Genomic DNA, 13,923 nt, shown 5'->3' on the forward strand with positions numbered 1-13,923 from the left:
GAGGTCTGCGCGGCGTTGGGGGGTGAGCCTGGCCGCCCGGCGGCGGGTGTTGTCGCGGAGGCCGCCGAGTTCGATCTCTGCCTGTCCACGTGCTCGACGTGCTTTCGGGGCACCGTCAGGTGGCCCTCACGGCATGGAACTGCCGGGCGGCGGCGAGGTTGGCCGCCCACTTGTCGCCCTGGGTGCGTTTGGCGGGCTGTTCGTCCTCGCCTGCCGGTTGCAGCCCAAGGGCACTGTCGAGGAGCCACTGCTGGGCGGGCAGGAGCTTGTCCCACCCGAGCCGCTGAGCGGTCGCCCACGCCCCGAGATCCTCGCCCTCAGCAGCGGCGCCCCGGCGGGTGCTTCCTCGCAGTCAGAGGCGCGCTATGTTCGAGATTACCGGCAGCAGGTGGACCGTCCCCGGCGCCGAAGCCGTCCTCACCCTCCGCACCGTCATCAGCAACGGCGACTTCCCCGACTGCTGGATCTTCCACACGCGGAAAGAGCACGAACAGCTCCATCCCTCACCCGACCAGCACATATACGCACTTCAAGCCTGACGCGGGAACTCACTCAGACAGAGCCGCACCCAGCGAACTTTGAGCGTGTGTCATCGAAGTTTGATCGACAGGACCTGGGATCAGGGCCGTTGCGGCGGTCATGAACGCTGAGGCCCGACAAAGCAGTCACCGGCGTGTCCTGGTCCGGGAGGTTGGCGTTTGCCGTGCGGCGCGCCGCCGATCCTGGCGGCACCGCCTGGGCCGAAACCGGTTCGCGTCGAACGTGGGCCCTGCTTCAGCCCGGTGGCAATGACGGTGAAAGGGACGCGAGTGGAGCACACGACAGCGATGAGGGCCAGACTGGCCGCACAAATGGCGCTACCGGTTCTCGGAGCGATGGGGGCGGTGGGAGCCGCCCAGATCCCCGCCGCTGCCGCTACCCCGGAGGTCGCCGCAGCGCCTCGCGCAGCGATCTGCCAGACAGTTGGCCCGACCAGCTTCGTCGGCAAAGTCACGGGGAGTGCCGGCGACTTGATCCGGGGCATCCTCGGTGACTACCGAAGGCCTGCCGCTGCAAACACCCAGGCGGTGGGCAAGGTCACGACGAGCGTCTCACGTCTCACCGACACCATCCTGGGCAGGCCCGAAACCTACTGTTCGCCGGATGCGCCCGTGACGCCTCCTCCGCCGCCTCCGGGACAGGCCCGCTGAGGTGTCCATGCCGGGAGGGGCGCAGCTGGTCCGCCCATTCATCGCGCGGATGACCCGCGAGCCCTTCCCGGACATGGCAGACGTGATCGCCCATGCCGGGCGCGTCGCCTACCGCAGCGAGACACCAGCCGACCGGGACGCCCATGGTGCGCTGTGGGCACGCCAGGCACACGCACCCCATGAGGGGTACCCGCTCTTCGGGAAGATCCACTCCGCGCGGCAGCGTCACGCCATGCTGCATCTGCTGTGCCAGATCTGCGGCCAGGAACCCGACGAGAACACCGACGGCGTCCTGTGGCTTCTCCCAACGGTGCCGGGCCGGCTCCCCGACGACGACGGCAACGGGATCATCACCACCTATCCGCCCGTCTGCCGGCCCTGTGCCGGCCTGGCCCTGCGCCAGTGCCCGCCCCTGCGCCACGCACACGCCGTCCTGCGCGTCCGCGACGTCCAGGTATACGGCGTATCCGGAGCCGCCTTCACCTTGATCGCGTCCTCGGCCGTCTTCCGCGAAGCCCTCGACTGCCCCTACGACAGCCCCGACCTCGTCGGCGTCGTTGCCGTCCAGCAACTCCTGCGACTGACCGACTACAGCGATGCCCAGGATGAGACCACCTGACGAGGGCGCCGCTCAGCGCCTGACGGCCGATCCTGCTGACGTCCGACAGCGACGATTCAACGCTGTGGCCAGCCACTTCGTCTGCCCCTCAAACTTCGACGACACGGACTCGCATCCATCAAAGTTCGCTGACACTACTCAAGATTCGATGTCACAGGACACCCGTGTCACTGTCGTCCCGTGCCGCTGAACCATGATCGTTTCCACCGGAGGTGATCACTGGCCGTGTTCGGACAGTGACAGCTGACTGCCCGGCTCGGGCATGGTGCAGGTGCTGTGGGCGTTCCGCGCGTGATTGCCGCCATGGAGAACGCGGTCGAGAAGATCAAGGTGTGGTTCCGGTTCGTCCCGCGCGAGGGCGGGTTCCAGCAGGACACGGAGGGCCTGTGGGCGACTCGGCTCAGTGCCGATGCTGCCAGAGTTCGGAACGTTCCGTTCCTTCAGGACGGCGTGGCCGAGGGTGACGCCGTACGGTTCCAGGCCGACTCCGACGGGCTGAACTGGGCTGTCGGGCGGGTTAGTTCTGCCGGTAACTGCACGATTCGCGTCGTGCCCATTCCTTCCGGCCCCCTGGGGTGCAGCCCCACGCCTGACTCCTACAGGCGCTGAAGTCCCCGTGATCGACCTTCGATGGCCTGCGCTCGATCTTCGCCGTCGCGGGACGGATTGTCCTGCGTCAGCTTTCAGATGGGCAGGTCGTGGTTGCCGAATGAGTGCCTGCAGCTGACTCGTTTGCATGTTCCCTGCGGGCCGCCGTGCTGGAAGCTGGGGCACGGGCAGGACAGACAGGGGATGGCGCCGTTGGGGTCGGGCTCCCAGTTGTTGTTCGCCAGCCGCGCTCGGGCGGTTTCCCGGATGCCGCGTACTTGGTCGTCGAATCTGCGGAAGTCGGCCTCGTTTTCTTCGAAAGCCTTCTTCTGGGCGTCTGTTATGTCGTACTGCTGCATGTTGCCCTCCCGAGGTGGAGGTGGCGGCGAAGGGTGTTTCGCCCATACGCCCACGATGGCCCGGCGGGCGCCTGCTCGCATGTCGAGCCCGCGGGGAGGGGCCTGCGGGCGCTCCCGACGCGTTTCGCCCGACGAGCCGCCTCATCGTCGCTGGAGCAAGAGGGCACGACACATCCGGCTACGGCGCCGGCGAGGTCGGCAAGCCCGCATTCGTCGTCGTGCGGCGCCACGATCGGATCGGCGTTCGACGCCGGGCTGGTCGGCATGCTGACGCTGCACCTCACGCCCGTCGTACTGGGCGCGGGGGCACCACTGTTCACCGGCGGAGCCCCGCTGTTCACCGGTGGAGCCCGCGTGCGCTGGATCGCCCGAGAACCCCGGACAGCAGTGCCCGGCAAAATCCAGTAGCTGGTCGGGGCCGGCTCTGTAAAAATTCGACCGCATGGCTGACGAATGCTTTGGGCATCCACGACTCGCCGCGATCTATGATCCGCTCGACCCCGACCGCGGCGATCTCGGCGCGTACCTCCGGATGACGGAAGAGTTCAGGGCGCGTCGAGTGCTGGACATCGGCTGCGGCACAGGGGTGTTCGCGCTTCTCCTGGCTGACCGCGGGATGGAGGTCGTCGGCGTCGATCCCGCCCAGGCGTCCATCGACGTCGCTCTGGCCAAACCGGGCAGTGAGCGAGTGCGCTGGATCTGTGGTGATGCGGCGGGCCTCCCGCCACTGCGGGTTGACCTGGCGACGATGACCGGGAACGTTGCGCAGGCCATCGCTGATCCGCAGACGTGGCAGATGACGTTGCGGGGAGCCTACGAAGCACTGCGGCCTGGCGGGCATCTCGTGTTCGAGACCCGCGATCCGGCGAGGCGCGTCTGGGAGGAGTGGAACCGCGAGAGCTCCCACAGCGTGACGGAGATTCCAGGCGTTGGTGCCGTCGAGAGCTGGGACGAGCTGGTCGAAGTGAGTTGGCCCCTGGTGACATTCCGGTGCACTTACGTGTTCGCCGCGGATGGGCAGGTGCTGACGTCGGACTCTACGTTGCGCTTCCGTGAGAAGCAGGACGTCGAAAGGGACTTGGTCGCGCACGGGTACGTGGTCGAGGACGTGCGCGATGCGCCCGACCGGCCAGGCAAGGAGTTCGTCTTCCTCGCACGACGCCCATGATCGCCCGTGATCGCCCTTGATCCACGCCACTCGAACTTCGATGGCACACGCTCAAGGACTGGTGGCAGGGGACAACTGAAGTCGGGTTGTCTGGCGGCTGCCCCGTCTCAAGTGATCTGGTCTGCTTCCGGCGTTTCGAAATGGACTAGTGGAAGAGCGTGCGAGAGATGACCATGCACGATGACCAAGTGGACGTGACCACCGAAACGGTTGCGACTTTGATCCAGGAACAGTTCCCTCAGTGGAGCGGCACCGCGATCCGACTCCTGCCGTCGACCGGGACGGTCAACGCCATCTTCCGCATCGGGAACGACCTCTCGGCGCGTTTCCCACTGCGTCTGGCCGATGCCGCCGAAGCGCTGGCGTTTCTGAAAGAGGAAGCACAGGCGAGCGCGGAGCTGGCGCAGGTGTCTCGGTTTCCCGCCCCGGAACCCGTCGCCTTGGGAAAGCCTGGAGCGGGTTACCCCATGCCGTGGTCGGTCCAGACATGGCTGCCGGGAACGGTCGCCTCGGATGCCGACCCGAGTGGGTCGGACGCTTTTGCCGAGGACCTTGCGGCCTTCATCGCTGCCCTCCGGGAGGTCGAGACGCGGGGGCGGCTCTTCAGTGGCGACGGTCGTGGCGGCGTTCTCGCTCACCACGACGATTGGATGGCGAAGTGCTTCGAGGAGAGCAAGGGGCTGCTCGACGTGCCCCGGCTGCGCCAGGTGTGGAGCCACCTTCGAGAGTTGCCACGCACGGGTGCCGACGTGATGAGCCATCGTGACTTGATCCCCGGCAATGTGCTGGTCGCGGGAGACCGGCTCAGAGGCGTACTCGACACCGGCGGCTTCGGCCCGGCCGACCCCGCGCTGGATCTGGTCAGTGCCTGGCACCTTTTGCAGCCAGGTCCGCGGGAAGTGCTCCGGCGGACACTGGACTGTGACGATCTGGAGTGGGAGCGCGGCAAGGCATGGGCGTTCGAACAGGCGATGGGTGTTGTCTGGTACTACGTCGAGAGCAATCCGGCGATGAGCGGAATGGGGCGCCGGACACTCGACCGCATTCTGGAGTCGATGGGGTGATGTAGCCCCGGTTATAGGCGGTATAGGTGTCCCGTCTCATGCGAATTGGCCCCTGTCTCAGGCGATCTGGTCCTTTGGCGCTACTCATGTCACGACTCATGTCACGCGAGACCTCGACCCGCACGGCTATGAAACCCGGGATCTCAATGAACAGCACGCCTCAATATGGTGGACCGATGACGTCGATCAAGAAGTTCCAAGTCACCTTCGACTGCGCGGAACCTGAGCGCCTCGCTCGTTTCTGGTGCGAGGTGTTGGGGTACGTCGTACCGCCGCCACCGGAGGGGTTTGCCACTTGGGACGATTTCAAGCGCTCGCAGCCACCTGAGCAGCGGGATTCATGGTTCGCCTGCAGTGATCCCTCAGGTGTTGGCCCGCGACTGTACTTCCAGCGCGTCCCCGAAGGGAAGGCCGCCAAGAACCGGCTGCATCTCGATGTGCGGGTTGGCACGGGACTCGTGGGTGAAGAGCGCCTCGCCGCACTTGAGGCCGAATGCGCACGACTGGTCCCACTCGGCGCGGTACACGTGCGAACGCTGTATGACGGCAATGATTCGTGCATCCCGATGCAGGACATCGAGGGCAACGAGTTCTGTATCGACTGAGGGGCCGTGGACCTGTCCTCGTTCTGTCCCCACGGGCCGAGCTGTCCCCATGGGCCGAGACGAAGAACCGTCCCCGGGCCACCAGCCCCCTGGCGCGGCAGGAAGGCGGCCCCGGACGGGACGGATGACGTCTCACCGCACCTGCTCGGGATGCGGCTGCCCGCGGATGGCCCCGACTTGTGGCGGACGGCTCCGACTTGTGGCGGACGACCCCGGCTTGTGGCGGACGACCCCGGCTCGTGGGTGGCGCGGCCGTCCGGCCTGCCGCGGCTGTGGGCTTCAGTGCTGGGCGGCGTCGTCGTGGAAGTCGGGCGCTTCGGCGGCCAGCAGGTGCGCGGCGCCGCCTTCGAGGGCTTGGGCCATCTCGATCGAGCGGGGGAGCATGGTCTTTTCGTAGGCGTGGATGGCGTCATCGACGGTGGCGGCGTTCGCGAGAGCGAGGGCGAGGTCGCCGGCGTCGAGCATGGCGAGGTTGGCTCCGGCGCCCAGTGGCGGCATGAGGTGGGCGGCGTCGCCGAGCAGGGTCACCGTCGGGTTGTGCTCCCAGGTGTGCGGGACGGGAAGGGCGAGAATCGGGCGGTCGACGTAAGGCCCGTCGTTGTCGGTGATCATCTGCCGCATGCGGGGCGACCAGTGGGCGTAGCCCTCCTGGAGCAGGGCACGGATTCCGTCGGTGCCAGCGGGCCTGCCCAGGGGGCGCGGCAGCTGCACTTCGCCGACGGCACCACGAGGAACGCATGTGGGCCCGGCACACCGACACCCTCAGTGCAGCCATCGCCGACGAGTTCGGCGTGGACCACGACAACCTCGCCTGTGCCGCACTTGCTCGATTCGTCCTTGAGGTCCCCGTCCTTGCTCAAGGGCGGAAGGACCGCCGAGCCGCCGTCGAAGAAGTCTTTGACATCCTCGCCAACGGCTGGACCCGACCTTCTGGCGCCAAGTAGCGCGCAACCGAAGGCTCCTTTCGGGAGGGGTCCCTGGAGCGGCGGGTTAGAAATGCCGAGCCGGAATCCCCTCGGAAACAGGAGGTCCAACTGATGAGTACAGGTATGCGTCGGCGAGCCGCGAGCACCGCCGTGACGCTGACCGTGGCGGGCGCACTCGGCTTCGGCCTGATGGCACCGGTGGCGTCTGCCGCCAACGGGCCCTGCTACGACGGGCGGTGCAGGACCACCGTGTCGGCGCCCAAGACCATCAAGGTCAACAGCCGCACGTTCGGGTTCGGGAAGTTGAAGATCACGAGCATCAGCTCCCGAACCGTGAGGATGTCGGCCGCCGACGGGGCCCTCACCGGCAGCACCAGCCCGGGCGGCACTGTCCAGTTCAACAACCTGAAGGTGTGGGTGAGGTCGGTCTCCGGCGGCAAGGCCAAGCTCCAGTTGTTCCCCACGCGCCGCTGAGTGTGGCACTGGACGCGGCAGTGGACGAGACGGCGCTGATTTTTCCCACGCCGTACTGAGCTTGTCGGCGGGCCCTGGCGCGGTCGTCCCGTGCCGGGGTCCGCCGTCCAACTCCTCGTACTCCGTACTCGCGTCAGCCGCCCGTCATCTCGCGGACCAGGGGTGCCACCTTCGTGCCGTACAGCTCGATGTTCGTGAGGAGCGCGCTGTGCGGCATGCCGGTCATCGCGTACTTGAGGTCGAAGCGGGTCGCGTCCAGTTCCTTGAGCGTCGCGGTGATCTTGCGGGCCACGGTTTCGGGTGATCCCACGTGCAGCGCGCCGCCCGGGCCCACATCGCGCATAAGGCTCTCGCGGGTGGGCGTACGGAAACCACGCTGCTTGGACACGCTTCGGATCACCGCCTCGAACGCGGGCAGAAACTCCTCCACCGCCTGCTCGTCGGTGGCGGCGACATGGCCGGGCGCGTGTACACCCACGGGGCGCCGAGGCTGTCCGAACTTCTCCAGCGCCTGCTGGAACAACCGGGAGAACGGTGCGAAGCGGGCCGTGTCGCCCCCGATGATCGCGAGCATCAGCGAGAAGCCGTACCTCGCGGTCCGGACGACCGACTGGGGGCTGCCGCCGACGCCGACCCAGGTCGGGATCGCTCCCGACTCGCTGTGCGGGTAGACGGAGAGACCGTCGAGCGACGCGCGGGTGTTGCCTGACCAGGTGACGGGCTTCTCCCGCAGCAACTCGGCGAACAGGCCGAGCTTCTCCTCGAACAGTTCCTCGTAGTCGTTCAGGTCGTAGCCGAAGATCGGGAAGGACTCGGTGCTCGATCCCCTGCCGAGGATCACCTCGGCGCGGCCACCGGACACGCCGTCGAGCGTGGCGTACCGCTGGAAGACCCGGACGGGGTCGTCGGAACTGATCACCGTCACCGCGGAACCCAGACGGATGCGCGAGGTGCGGGCCGCGATGGCCGCGAGTACCACGTCGGCGGCGGAGAGCGGCATCGTGTCGGTGTGGTGCTCGCCGATCGCGAAGTGGTCCAGGCCGACCTGGTCGGCGAGGACGCCCTCCTCGACCAGTCCGCGGATGGTCTCGCCGTGCGTCAGCGGTGTGCCCTCGGCGTCGTTCGTCACGTCGCCGAAGGTGTCGAGCCCGAGCGTGATGTCTGTGGTCATGTCGTACTCCTCGGGTCGGGGGCATGTACCGGTCGGGGCTGAGGGCTGAGGGCTGGGGGCTGGGCTCCGGGGGCCGGGGTCTGTGCCGGGGGCTCAGGTCGCGATGCGCCTCAGTGCGTGGATGAGCTGGGTCAGGTCGGTGCCTTCGAGATGGTCGAAGACGTGGCGCCGGGCGCTGGCCAGGTGGGCGGGCCATGCCTCCTCCAGGCGGGCGAGGCCGGCGTCGGTGAGGACGGCGTTCAGCCCGCGGGCGTCCTCGTCGCACCTGGTGCGTTCGGTCAGGCCCTGGTTCTCCAGGCGGGTGACGATGCGGGTCATCCCGCTCAGCGAGAGGTTGGCGGCGGCGGCGAGCTCGCTCATGCGCATCCGCCGGTCCGGGGCCTCGGACAGATGCATGAGCGTCATGTACTCGGAGAGCGGCATGCGCTTCTCACGCATCATGTCGGCGTCGAACACCCGGGGCAAAACGGTCATCACCCTGCCGAGTTCACGCAACAGCGCCTCCTCGTGCGGGCTCAGAGGGCTCAGAGGGCTTGGACGGCCCTGAGGGCTCGTGGGGCTCGGAGCGTCGCGCGGGGGCTGTTCGGTGTTCGGCATACCGTCATAGTACTTGCTTGACGAAGCAAGTACTCGGCGATTTACTTGACGCGGCAAGCACGTCGCGGATGGATCCGCGACGGCGCAAAGAGGAACAGGGAAACAGAGGAGCAGCCATGACCAAGATCGGGATCATCCTCGGCAGTACTCGTCCGGGACGCAACGGTGAAGCCGTCGCCCGCTGGGTGCACGAGGTCGCCGGGCAGCGCACCGACGCGGAGTTCGAGCTGGTCGACCTGCTCGACTACAAGCTCCCGCACCTCGACGAGGCGCTCCCGCCGTCGATGGGTCAGTACACGCAGCCGCACACCCTGAGCTGGGCGCGCAAGATCGCCTCGTTCGACGGCTTCGTGATCGTGACGCCGGAGTACAACCACTCCACCTCCGGCGCACTGAAGAACGCCATCGACTTCCTCTATGCCGAGTGGAACAACAAGGCCGTCGGGTTCGTCAGTTATGGCGCGGCCGGTGGTACGCGCGCCGTGGAGCACCTGCGGTTGATAGCCGGCGAGCTGCAGATGGCCGATGTGCGGGCCCAGGTCGCCCTGTCGTTGTTCACTGACTTCGAGAACTTCAGTGTGTTCAAGCCCAGCGAGTTCCAGCGGGAGTCGCTGGGTACCACGCTCGACCAGGTCGTGGCCTGGAGCCAGGCACTGGCGCCGCTGCGGGCCGCTTGATCGCCAAAGAGTCGCCTGAGAGCGAGAGCAAAGAAGCGCCGAAGAATGGTCCGGCCCGTTTGACGTCGACGGCTTCACCTCCCGGGCGCGATGTCAGTGCCGCGCGCGACACTGGACTCATGTGCCGCAGCATCAAGACACTCCGACCGCCCGTCCTTCCCGAAGAGGCCACGGAGGAGGACATCCGCGCCGCCGCGCTCCAGTACGTCCGCAAGGTTTCCGGCTTCCGAGCCCCGGCCGCGCACAACCGCGAGGTCTTCGACCACGCGGTCGACGCGATCGCGGCGGCGACGGCCGAGCTCCTCGACGGCCTGGAGATACGAGGCCAGACGGCCACCAGCCGCCAGGCCGGCTGACCGGGCCCGCCTGAAGGCACCTGTCCGAAGGTGCCTGTCCGCAGACGCGCGTCCGAAGGCGCCTGTCCGATGCCCCGCGTCCGGCCTCGCCTCAGGCCCCCGGGCCCGCCTCAGGCATGGGCGCGGGGACGGGAATGGGGACGGATGCGGGCGCGGAAACGGGCACGGATACCGGTACCGGTACCGGTACCGCTACGGACGCCGTTACCGCTACGGCCACCGGCGACGGTCGTCGCATCAGGTACGCCGCCCCCGCGCCCGCGCCGAACAGCGCCACCAGTGAAACGCCGGTGGCGAGCCAGGTCGCGCCCAGCCACTGGCCGCCGAAATAGCCGAGGGCCACGCTGTACGCGGCCCAGGCGAGCCCCGCGAGGATCGACCACGGCAGGAATTCGCGGACGCGGCGGTGCGCGGCGCCCGCGCCGAGTGAGACGACCGAGCGGCCGGCGGGCGCGAAGCGTGCCAGGACGACCAGGGCGCCGCCGCCGCGTGCGAGCGCCGCGCCGAGACGTTCCTGCGCACCCCTCAGGCGGCGGGAGCGGGCGATGGCGCGGTCCAGGCGCTCCCCGCCGCGCCAGGCCAGCCGGTACGCAACCAGGTCGCCGAGGACCGAGGCGGTCGCGGCGCAGAGGGTCAGCGCGAGGAGATCCGGCACGTGCGCGGTCGGGATGTCCGGCACATGCACAGCCGCGGCGCCGGTACCGGCCGCGGCCGCCGTCGCCGCCGTGATGACCAGGACGCCGCTCGGCAGCACCGGCAGAAAGACGTCGAACAGAACCGACAGAGTCACCACGGCATAGATCCACTGGCTGTAGATCCACGGGCTGCCGGACAGCGACCCCACACTCTCAAGCACCCGAACTCCCCTGTGTCTCCCCCGTGAGCGCGAACCGTGCCGGTAAATGCCGCGATGTCGCGGGGGAGCGGCAGGAGCGGCCTGTGACAGCCATACAGCGTACGCCTCGGGTCCGACAGGAGATCCATAGGGGGCACGTACGTTCGCCACGCCATGTTCACCCGGCTGCCACTCCGGCCGTTGGATCTGGACGGCGGCGCCCGCCCCCAGTGCGGCAGGGGCGGGCGCCGGTCTCGTACGCGTGCTTCGTACGCGTGCCTTGTGCGAGTGCCTTGTACGCATGACACGTGATACCGCGTACGAGTACACGCGGCACGTAGCACATGGCAGGTGGCACGTGGCACGTGGCACGTGGCAGGTGGCACGTGGCACGTGGCAGTGTTCGGCGGTCAGGTTGTGACGGGCTCCGAGGAGCGTGTCGCGGTCGACGAGGTCGAGCGGCCCGTGAAGAACCGGTCGAGGCCGAACGCGCCCGAGCCGGTGAAGACCAGCAGGAGCATCGACCAGGAGTACATGGCCGCGCCCTCGCCGTTGTTCCTGATCGGCCACAGGTGCTCGGGCTGGTGGACCTTGAAGTACGCGTACGCCATCGCGCCCGACGCGATGAACGCCGCTATGCGGGTGCCGAGGCCGAGCAGGACCATAGTGCCGCCGACGAGTTCGATGACGGCGGCGTACCAGTTGGGCCAGGCGCCGGTGTCGACGGTGGCGCCCTTGCTGTCCAGGCCGCCGAGGACACCGAGAAGTGAAACGGCGCCGTGGCAGGCGAAGAGCAGGCCTATGACCATGCGGAACAGGCCGATGGCGTACGGCTGGGCGCTGTTGAGGCGTCCGGTCATGTGGGGGGCTCCTTCGGTCTGAATCCGGTCCGGGGAAGGACCGGTCTGGGGACTGAACCGAGTGAGTGCTCCACGTTAGGTCTGGCTATTCAATGCTTGCAAGTTCAAGTTTTAGCCACGTCTTTGGTTCCGCTGCGTGCTCCGAATCCGCCTCGCGTCCCTGTTCCGTTCGGCCCGCGGCCGTCCGCAGAACGGCCCGCGCGACCGCGTCGGCGTCCGACAGCGTGACCGAGTCCACGCCGGGCCGGGCCCCGGCGGCGGTCACCCAGTGCACACCCTCCGTAGGCACGCCGATCGCGAACCGCCGTGGATGCGCGCATCCTTGACGGTCGATCAGACGATAGGGGCGCTGTGTTACGTCCAGCCCTCCCGTTTCGTAACCGTCCACCGTGTGCGGACGGCACTGGCCCGTCTTCAGCAGCCGGGCAAGGAGTTCGTCGGCCGTCCGCCGGAGGTCCGGCTCCGGCAGCCGGGCCTCGATGAGCGTCGTCGCCGTCACGGCCGAGCCGGGCACGTCGGGGGAGTGCGCCACCCAGGCCCCGCCCTCGGCCCGCACCTCCACTCGCGGGCCGAGTACCTCCAGGACGCCCGCCTCCATCAGCGCGGCCATCTCCTCGATACGGCGGCGGGGCGGGCCGATCGACAGGAACGCGTTGAGCGGGGTGTACCAGCGGTCCAGGTGCTCCCGGCGCGAGGCTCCCGCGAGCCCGCGGTGGTCGACGATCTGCCGCAACTCGTTGCGCAGGTCACGCAGTACGTCGAGGGCTGCCTTGAGGGGACCGTCGACATTGCCGAGCGCGGCCTGTGCGGCGTCCTCGCGGAGATGGGTCAGCAGCCACGCCCGGAAGTCGCCGGGACCCGTGAAGACCCGACCGCCGTACGGTCGTGAAATACGGTCCCAGGACCAGCGGTCGGCCTCCGCGATCCCGAACTCGTCCAGGATCGCCGCCTCTTGGGGATCCCGGTGGGGCACGGCGAGGAACTGCTCACGGAAGCCCTCGCAGAGGCCCTCATGGAAGCCGCGTATGAGGGAGGTGCCCGGGCGCCCCAACAGCGCCTCGTAGTAGACGGTTTCGACCTCCTTCGCCACCAACGGCCATATCTCCGTGAGGAAGTCCGGCGCCTCGCCCGAATCCGCGCGCTTGCGGAAGCGGGAGATGGCTTCCGGGGTGAGGACGAGGGGCACGTGACGCCCGTACGGGCCCTTCGCGTTGTCGCCGCGTGCCTGGTACGGGATACCGCGGCGGGAGCCGGCCCGCAGGTGTGGCTCGCGGCCCGAGGGGAGGTAGCGCAGACCGGCCGCGGTACGCCGGAAGCGGCCTCCGCGAGCCGTGGTCAACAGCGCCATGTGGTCGAAGAAGTTGAGGCCCAGGCCGCGCAGGAGAACGGTCTCTCCGGGGGCGACGGAGGAGAGGTCGAGGTCCGCCGGGTTGGCGGGCGGGACATGACGCAGGCCGTGGCGGTCGGCGTACCCGGCCAGGCGTTGCTGCGCCCGGTCCGCCACGGTGGGCAGATGGCCCTGGGCCAGGACCACGGCGGACAGTCCGGAGAGGGCGCGGCCGTTGTCGAGTACGAGGGTCTGGTGGCCGTCGGCCGTCTCGTCGAGGCGGGTCGCGCGCGCCCGGTGCGTCTCGACCCGCAGTGCGGGCGGCGCCCCGCGCACCACCTCCCCGAAGACCCACTCCAGGTACTCCCCGTACTGGGCGCGGGTCGGGTAGTCGTCCGGCCCCAGTCCGCCGTCCGCCCAGGTGTGCAGGCTCGGGCCTGGGCGGATCGGGCCCGAGCAGTCCACGCTGTCGTCGGTGAAGAGGGTGACCTGCGAGGCCACGGTGTTCATCAGCAGCTCGGCCGGCTGGGCGGTGCGCCAGACCAGGCCGGGGCCGGGCGGCGACGGGTCGACGACATGGACCGTCAGATGTGTACCGGGCGCGAGGAGTTCGGGGGCGGAGGCGCAGAGGCGTTCCAGGACGCTGGTGCCGCGGGGTCCGGCGCCGACGAGCGCGACGGAGACGGCGCGACCTCTCCCGGGCTTCCCGGACTGAGCGGGCTTCCCGGGCTTCCCGGACTGCCGGGACTGCCGGGACTGCCGGGACTGCCGGGACTCCGTGGTCTTCGCCGGTTCCGCCGGTCCCGCCGGTCCCGCTGGATCCGGTTCCGCCGGTCCCGCTGGATCCGCTGGATCCGGTTTCGCCGGTTTCGGTTCTGCCGGTTCCGCGGTCGCTGCAGACAAGGGGGTGACTCCCGGACAGGTGGGCGCTGGGCAGAGCACACCGCCCGCTGGAACCGGACGGTCCGCATCATCATGCCGTCGTGCGTCACAGGAACCGAGCCCTGGAGGCGATCAACCGTGCCGGTTGTGGGATGCGTCACGAGCATCATGGGCACCAAGCAGGCACTAAGCGGGAACCAAGCGGGCACACCATCGGCAATGGGA

The 13,923-nt window shown here is 68.5% G+C and carries 14 protein-coding genes and 4 pseudogenes; 11 read left to right on the plus strand and 7 right to left on the minus strand.

The annotated features are described in order from the left end of the window. Positions 1–365 precede the first annotated feature (365 nt). The 3 genes and pseudogenes from OHA11_RS33285 to OHA11_RS33295 all read left to right on the plus strand — a co-directional run. Entirely contained in the window at positions 366–539 is a 174-nt protein-coding gene (locus OHA11_RS33285) for a hypothetical protein (RefSeq protein WP_266502697.1), read from the plus strand. Between the two features lie 700 nt (positions 540–1,239). Continuing rightward, positions 1,240–1,809, plus strand: a complete 570-nt coding sequence (locus tag OHA11_RS33290; RefSeq protein WP_266502698.1) for a hypothetical protein — start codon at positions 1,240–1,242, stop codon at positions 1,807–1,809. Between the two features lie 303 nt (positions 1,810–2,112). After that, positions 2,113–2,385: pseudogene (locus OHA11_RS33295) on the plus strand (DUF4265 domain-containing protein); the annotation flags it as partial. Between the two features lie 107 nt (positions 2,386–2,492). On the opposite strand, the gene OHA11_RS33300 reads toward OHA11_RS33295, so the two are convergent. Next, positions 2,493–2,756: a hypothetical protein gene (locus OHA11_RS33300; RefSeq protein WP_266502699.1), complete on the minus strand. Its 264-nt coding sequence runs from the start codon at positions 2,754–2,756 to the stop codon at positions 2,493–2,495. Positions 2,757–2,978: 222 nt separating this feature from the next. Between OHA11_RS33300 and OHA11_RS33305 the strand changes: the two are divergent. From OHA11_RS33305 to OHA11_RS33320, 4 genes and pseudogenes are all read left to right on the plus strand, one after another. Next, a pseudogene (locus tag OHA11_RS33305) lies at positions 2,979–3,089 on the plus strand (dihydrofolate reductase); the annotation flags it as partial. Between the two features lie 109 nt (positions 3,090–3,198). Continuing rightward, positions 3,199–3,924 (plus strand): bifunctional 2-polyprenyl-6-hydroxyphenol methylase/3-demethylubiquinol 3-O-methyltransferase UbiG, encoded by a 726-nt coding sequence (locus OHA11_RS33310; protein ID WP_266502700.1) that lies wholly within the window; start codon positions 3,199–3,201, stop codon positions 3,922–3,924. A 167-nt stretch (positions 3,925–4,091) separates the two neighbouring features. Continuing rightward, positions 4,092–4,988, plus strand: coding sequence for an aminoglycoside phosphotransferase family protein (locus tag OHA11_RS33315; RefSeq protein ID WP_266502701.1), 897 nt, complete (start codon positions 4,092–4,094; stop codon positions 4,986–4,988). Between the two features lie 176 nt (positions 4,989–5,164). Beyond that, a complete protein-coding gene (locus OHA11_RS33320) occupies positions 5,165–5,593 on the plus strand; it encodes a VOC family protein (RefSeq protein WP_266502703.1) in 429 nt (142 codons plus the stop codon). 279 nt (positions 5,594–5,872) lie between these two features. On the opposite strand, the pseudogene OHA11_RS33325 reads toward OHA11_RS33320, so the two are convergent. After that, a pseudogene (locus tag OHA11_RS33325) lies at positions 5,873–6,268 on the minus strand (FAD-dependent monooxygenase); the annotation flags it as partial. 32 nt (positions 6,269–6,300) lie between these two features. Here OHA11_RS33325 and OHA11_RS33330 point away from each other — a divergent pair. Then, a pseudogene (locus OHA11_RS33330) lies at positions 6,301–6,537 on the plus strand (TetR family transcriptional regulator); the annotation flags it as partial. Positions 6,538–6,630: 93 nt separating this feature from the next. Continuing rightward, the gene (locus OHA11_RS33335) at positions 6,631–6,993 is read left to right on the plus strand and encodes a hypothetical protein (protein ID WP_266502704.1); all 363 of its coding nucleotides are present in this window, start codon (positions 6,631–6,633) and stop codon (positions 6,991–6,993) included. A 133-nt stretch (positions 6,994–7,126) separates the two neighbouring features. Here OHA11_RS33335 and OHA11_RS33340 read toward each other — a convergent pair whose 3' ends face one another. Together OHA11_RS33340 and OHA11_RS33345 are read right to left on the minus strand one after the other, a co-directional pair. Then, complete coding sequence (locus tag OHA11_RS33340; RefSeq protein WP_266502706.1) at positions 7,127–8,164, minus strand: LLM class flavin-dependent oxidoreductase; 1,038 nt, start codon at positions 8,162–8,164, stop codon at positions 7,127–7,129. A gap of 93 nt (positions 8,165–8,257) precedes the next feature. Further along, positions 8,258–8,761 carry a MarR family winged helix-turn-helix transcriptional regulator gene (locus OHA11_RS33345; RefSeq protein WP_266502707.1) on the minus strand — a complete coding sequence of 168 codons (504 nt, stop codon included), beginning with the start codon at positions 8,759–8,761 and terminating at the stop codon, positions 8,258–8,260. Positions 8,762–8,877: 116 nt separating this feature from the next. On the opposite strand from OHA11_RS33345, the gene OHA11_RS33350 reads away from it, so the two are divergent. Together OHA11_RS33350 and OHA11_RS33355 are read left to right on the plus strand one after the other, a co-directional pair. After that, complete coding sequence (locus OHA11_RS33350) at positions 8,878–9,438, plus strand: NADPH-dependent FMN reductase (RefSeq protein ID WP_266502709.1); 561 nt, start codon at positions 8,878–8,880, stop codon at positions 9,436–9,438. 119 nt (positions 9,439–9,557) lie between these two features. Next, positions 9,558–9,794 carry a DUF2277 domain-containing protein gene (locus tag OHA11_RS33355; protein ID WP_266502711.1) on the plus strand — a complete coding sequence of 79 codons (237 nt, stop codon included), beginning with the start codon at positions 9,558–9,560 and terminating at the stop codon, positions 9,792–9,794. 91 nt (positions 9,795–9,885) lie between these two features. Here OHA11_RS33355 and OHA11_RS33360 read toward each other — a convergent pair whose 3' ends face one another. The 3 genes from OHA11_RS33360 to OHA11_RS33370 all read right to left on the minus strand — a co-directional run bounded on the left by OHA11_RS33360 (position 9,886) and on the right by OHA11_RS33370 (position 13,719). After that, the gene (locus tag OHA11_RS33360; protein ID WP_266502713.1) at positions 9,886–10,650 is read right to left on the minus strand and encodes a DedA family protein; all 765 of its coding nucleotides are present in this window, start codon (positions 10,648–10,650) and stop codon (positions 9,886–9,888) included. Between the two features lie 389 nt (positions 10,651–11,039). After that, positions 11,040–11,489, minus strand: a complete 450-nt coding sequence (locus OHA11_RS33365; RefSeq protein WP_266502715.1) for a DoxX family protein — start codon at positions 11,487–11,489, stop codon at positions 11,040–11,042. 85 nt (positions 11,490–11,574) lie between these two features. Continuing rightward, a complete protein-coding gene (locus OHA11_RS33370) occupies positions 11,575–13,719 on the minus strand; it encodes an FAD/NAD(P)-binding protein (RefSeq protein ID WP_266502717.1) in 2,145 nt (714 codons plus the stop codon). Between the last annotated feature and the right edge of the window lie 204 nt (positions 13,720–13,923).

The organism is Streptomyces sp. NBC_00878 (assembly GCF_026341515.1).
GTDB lineage: Bacteria > Actinomycetota > Actinomycetes > Streptomycetales > Streptomycetaceae > Streptomyces.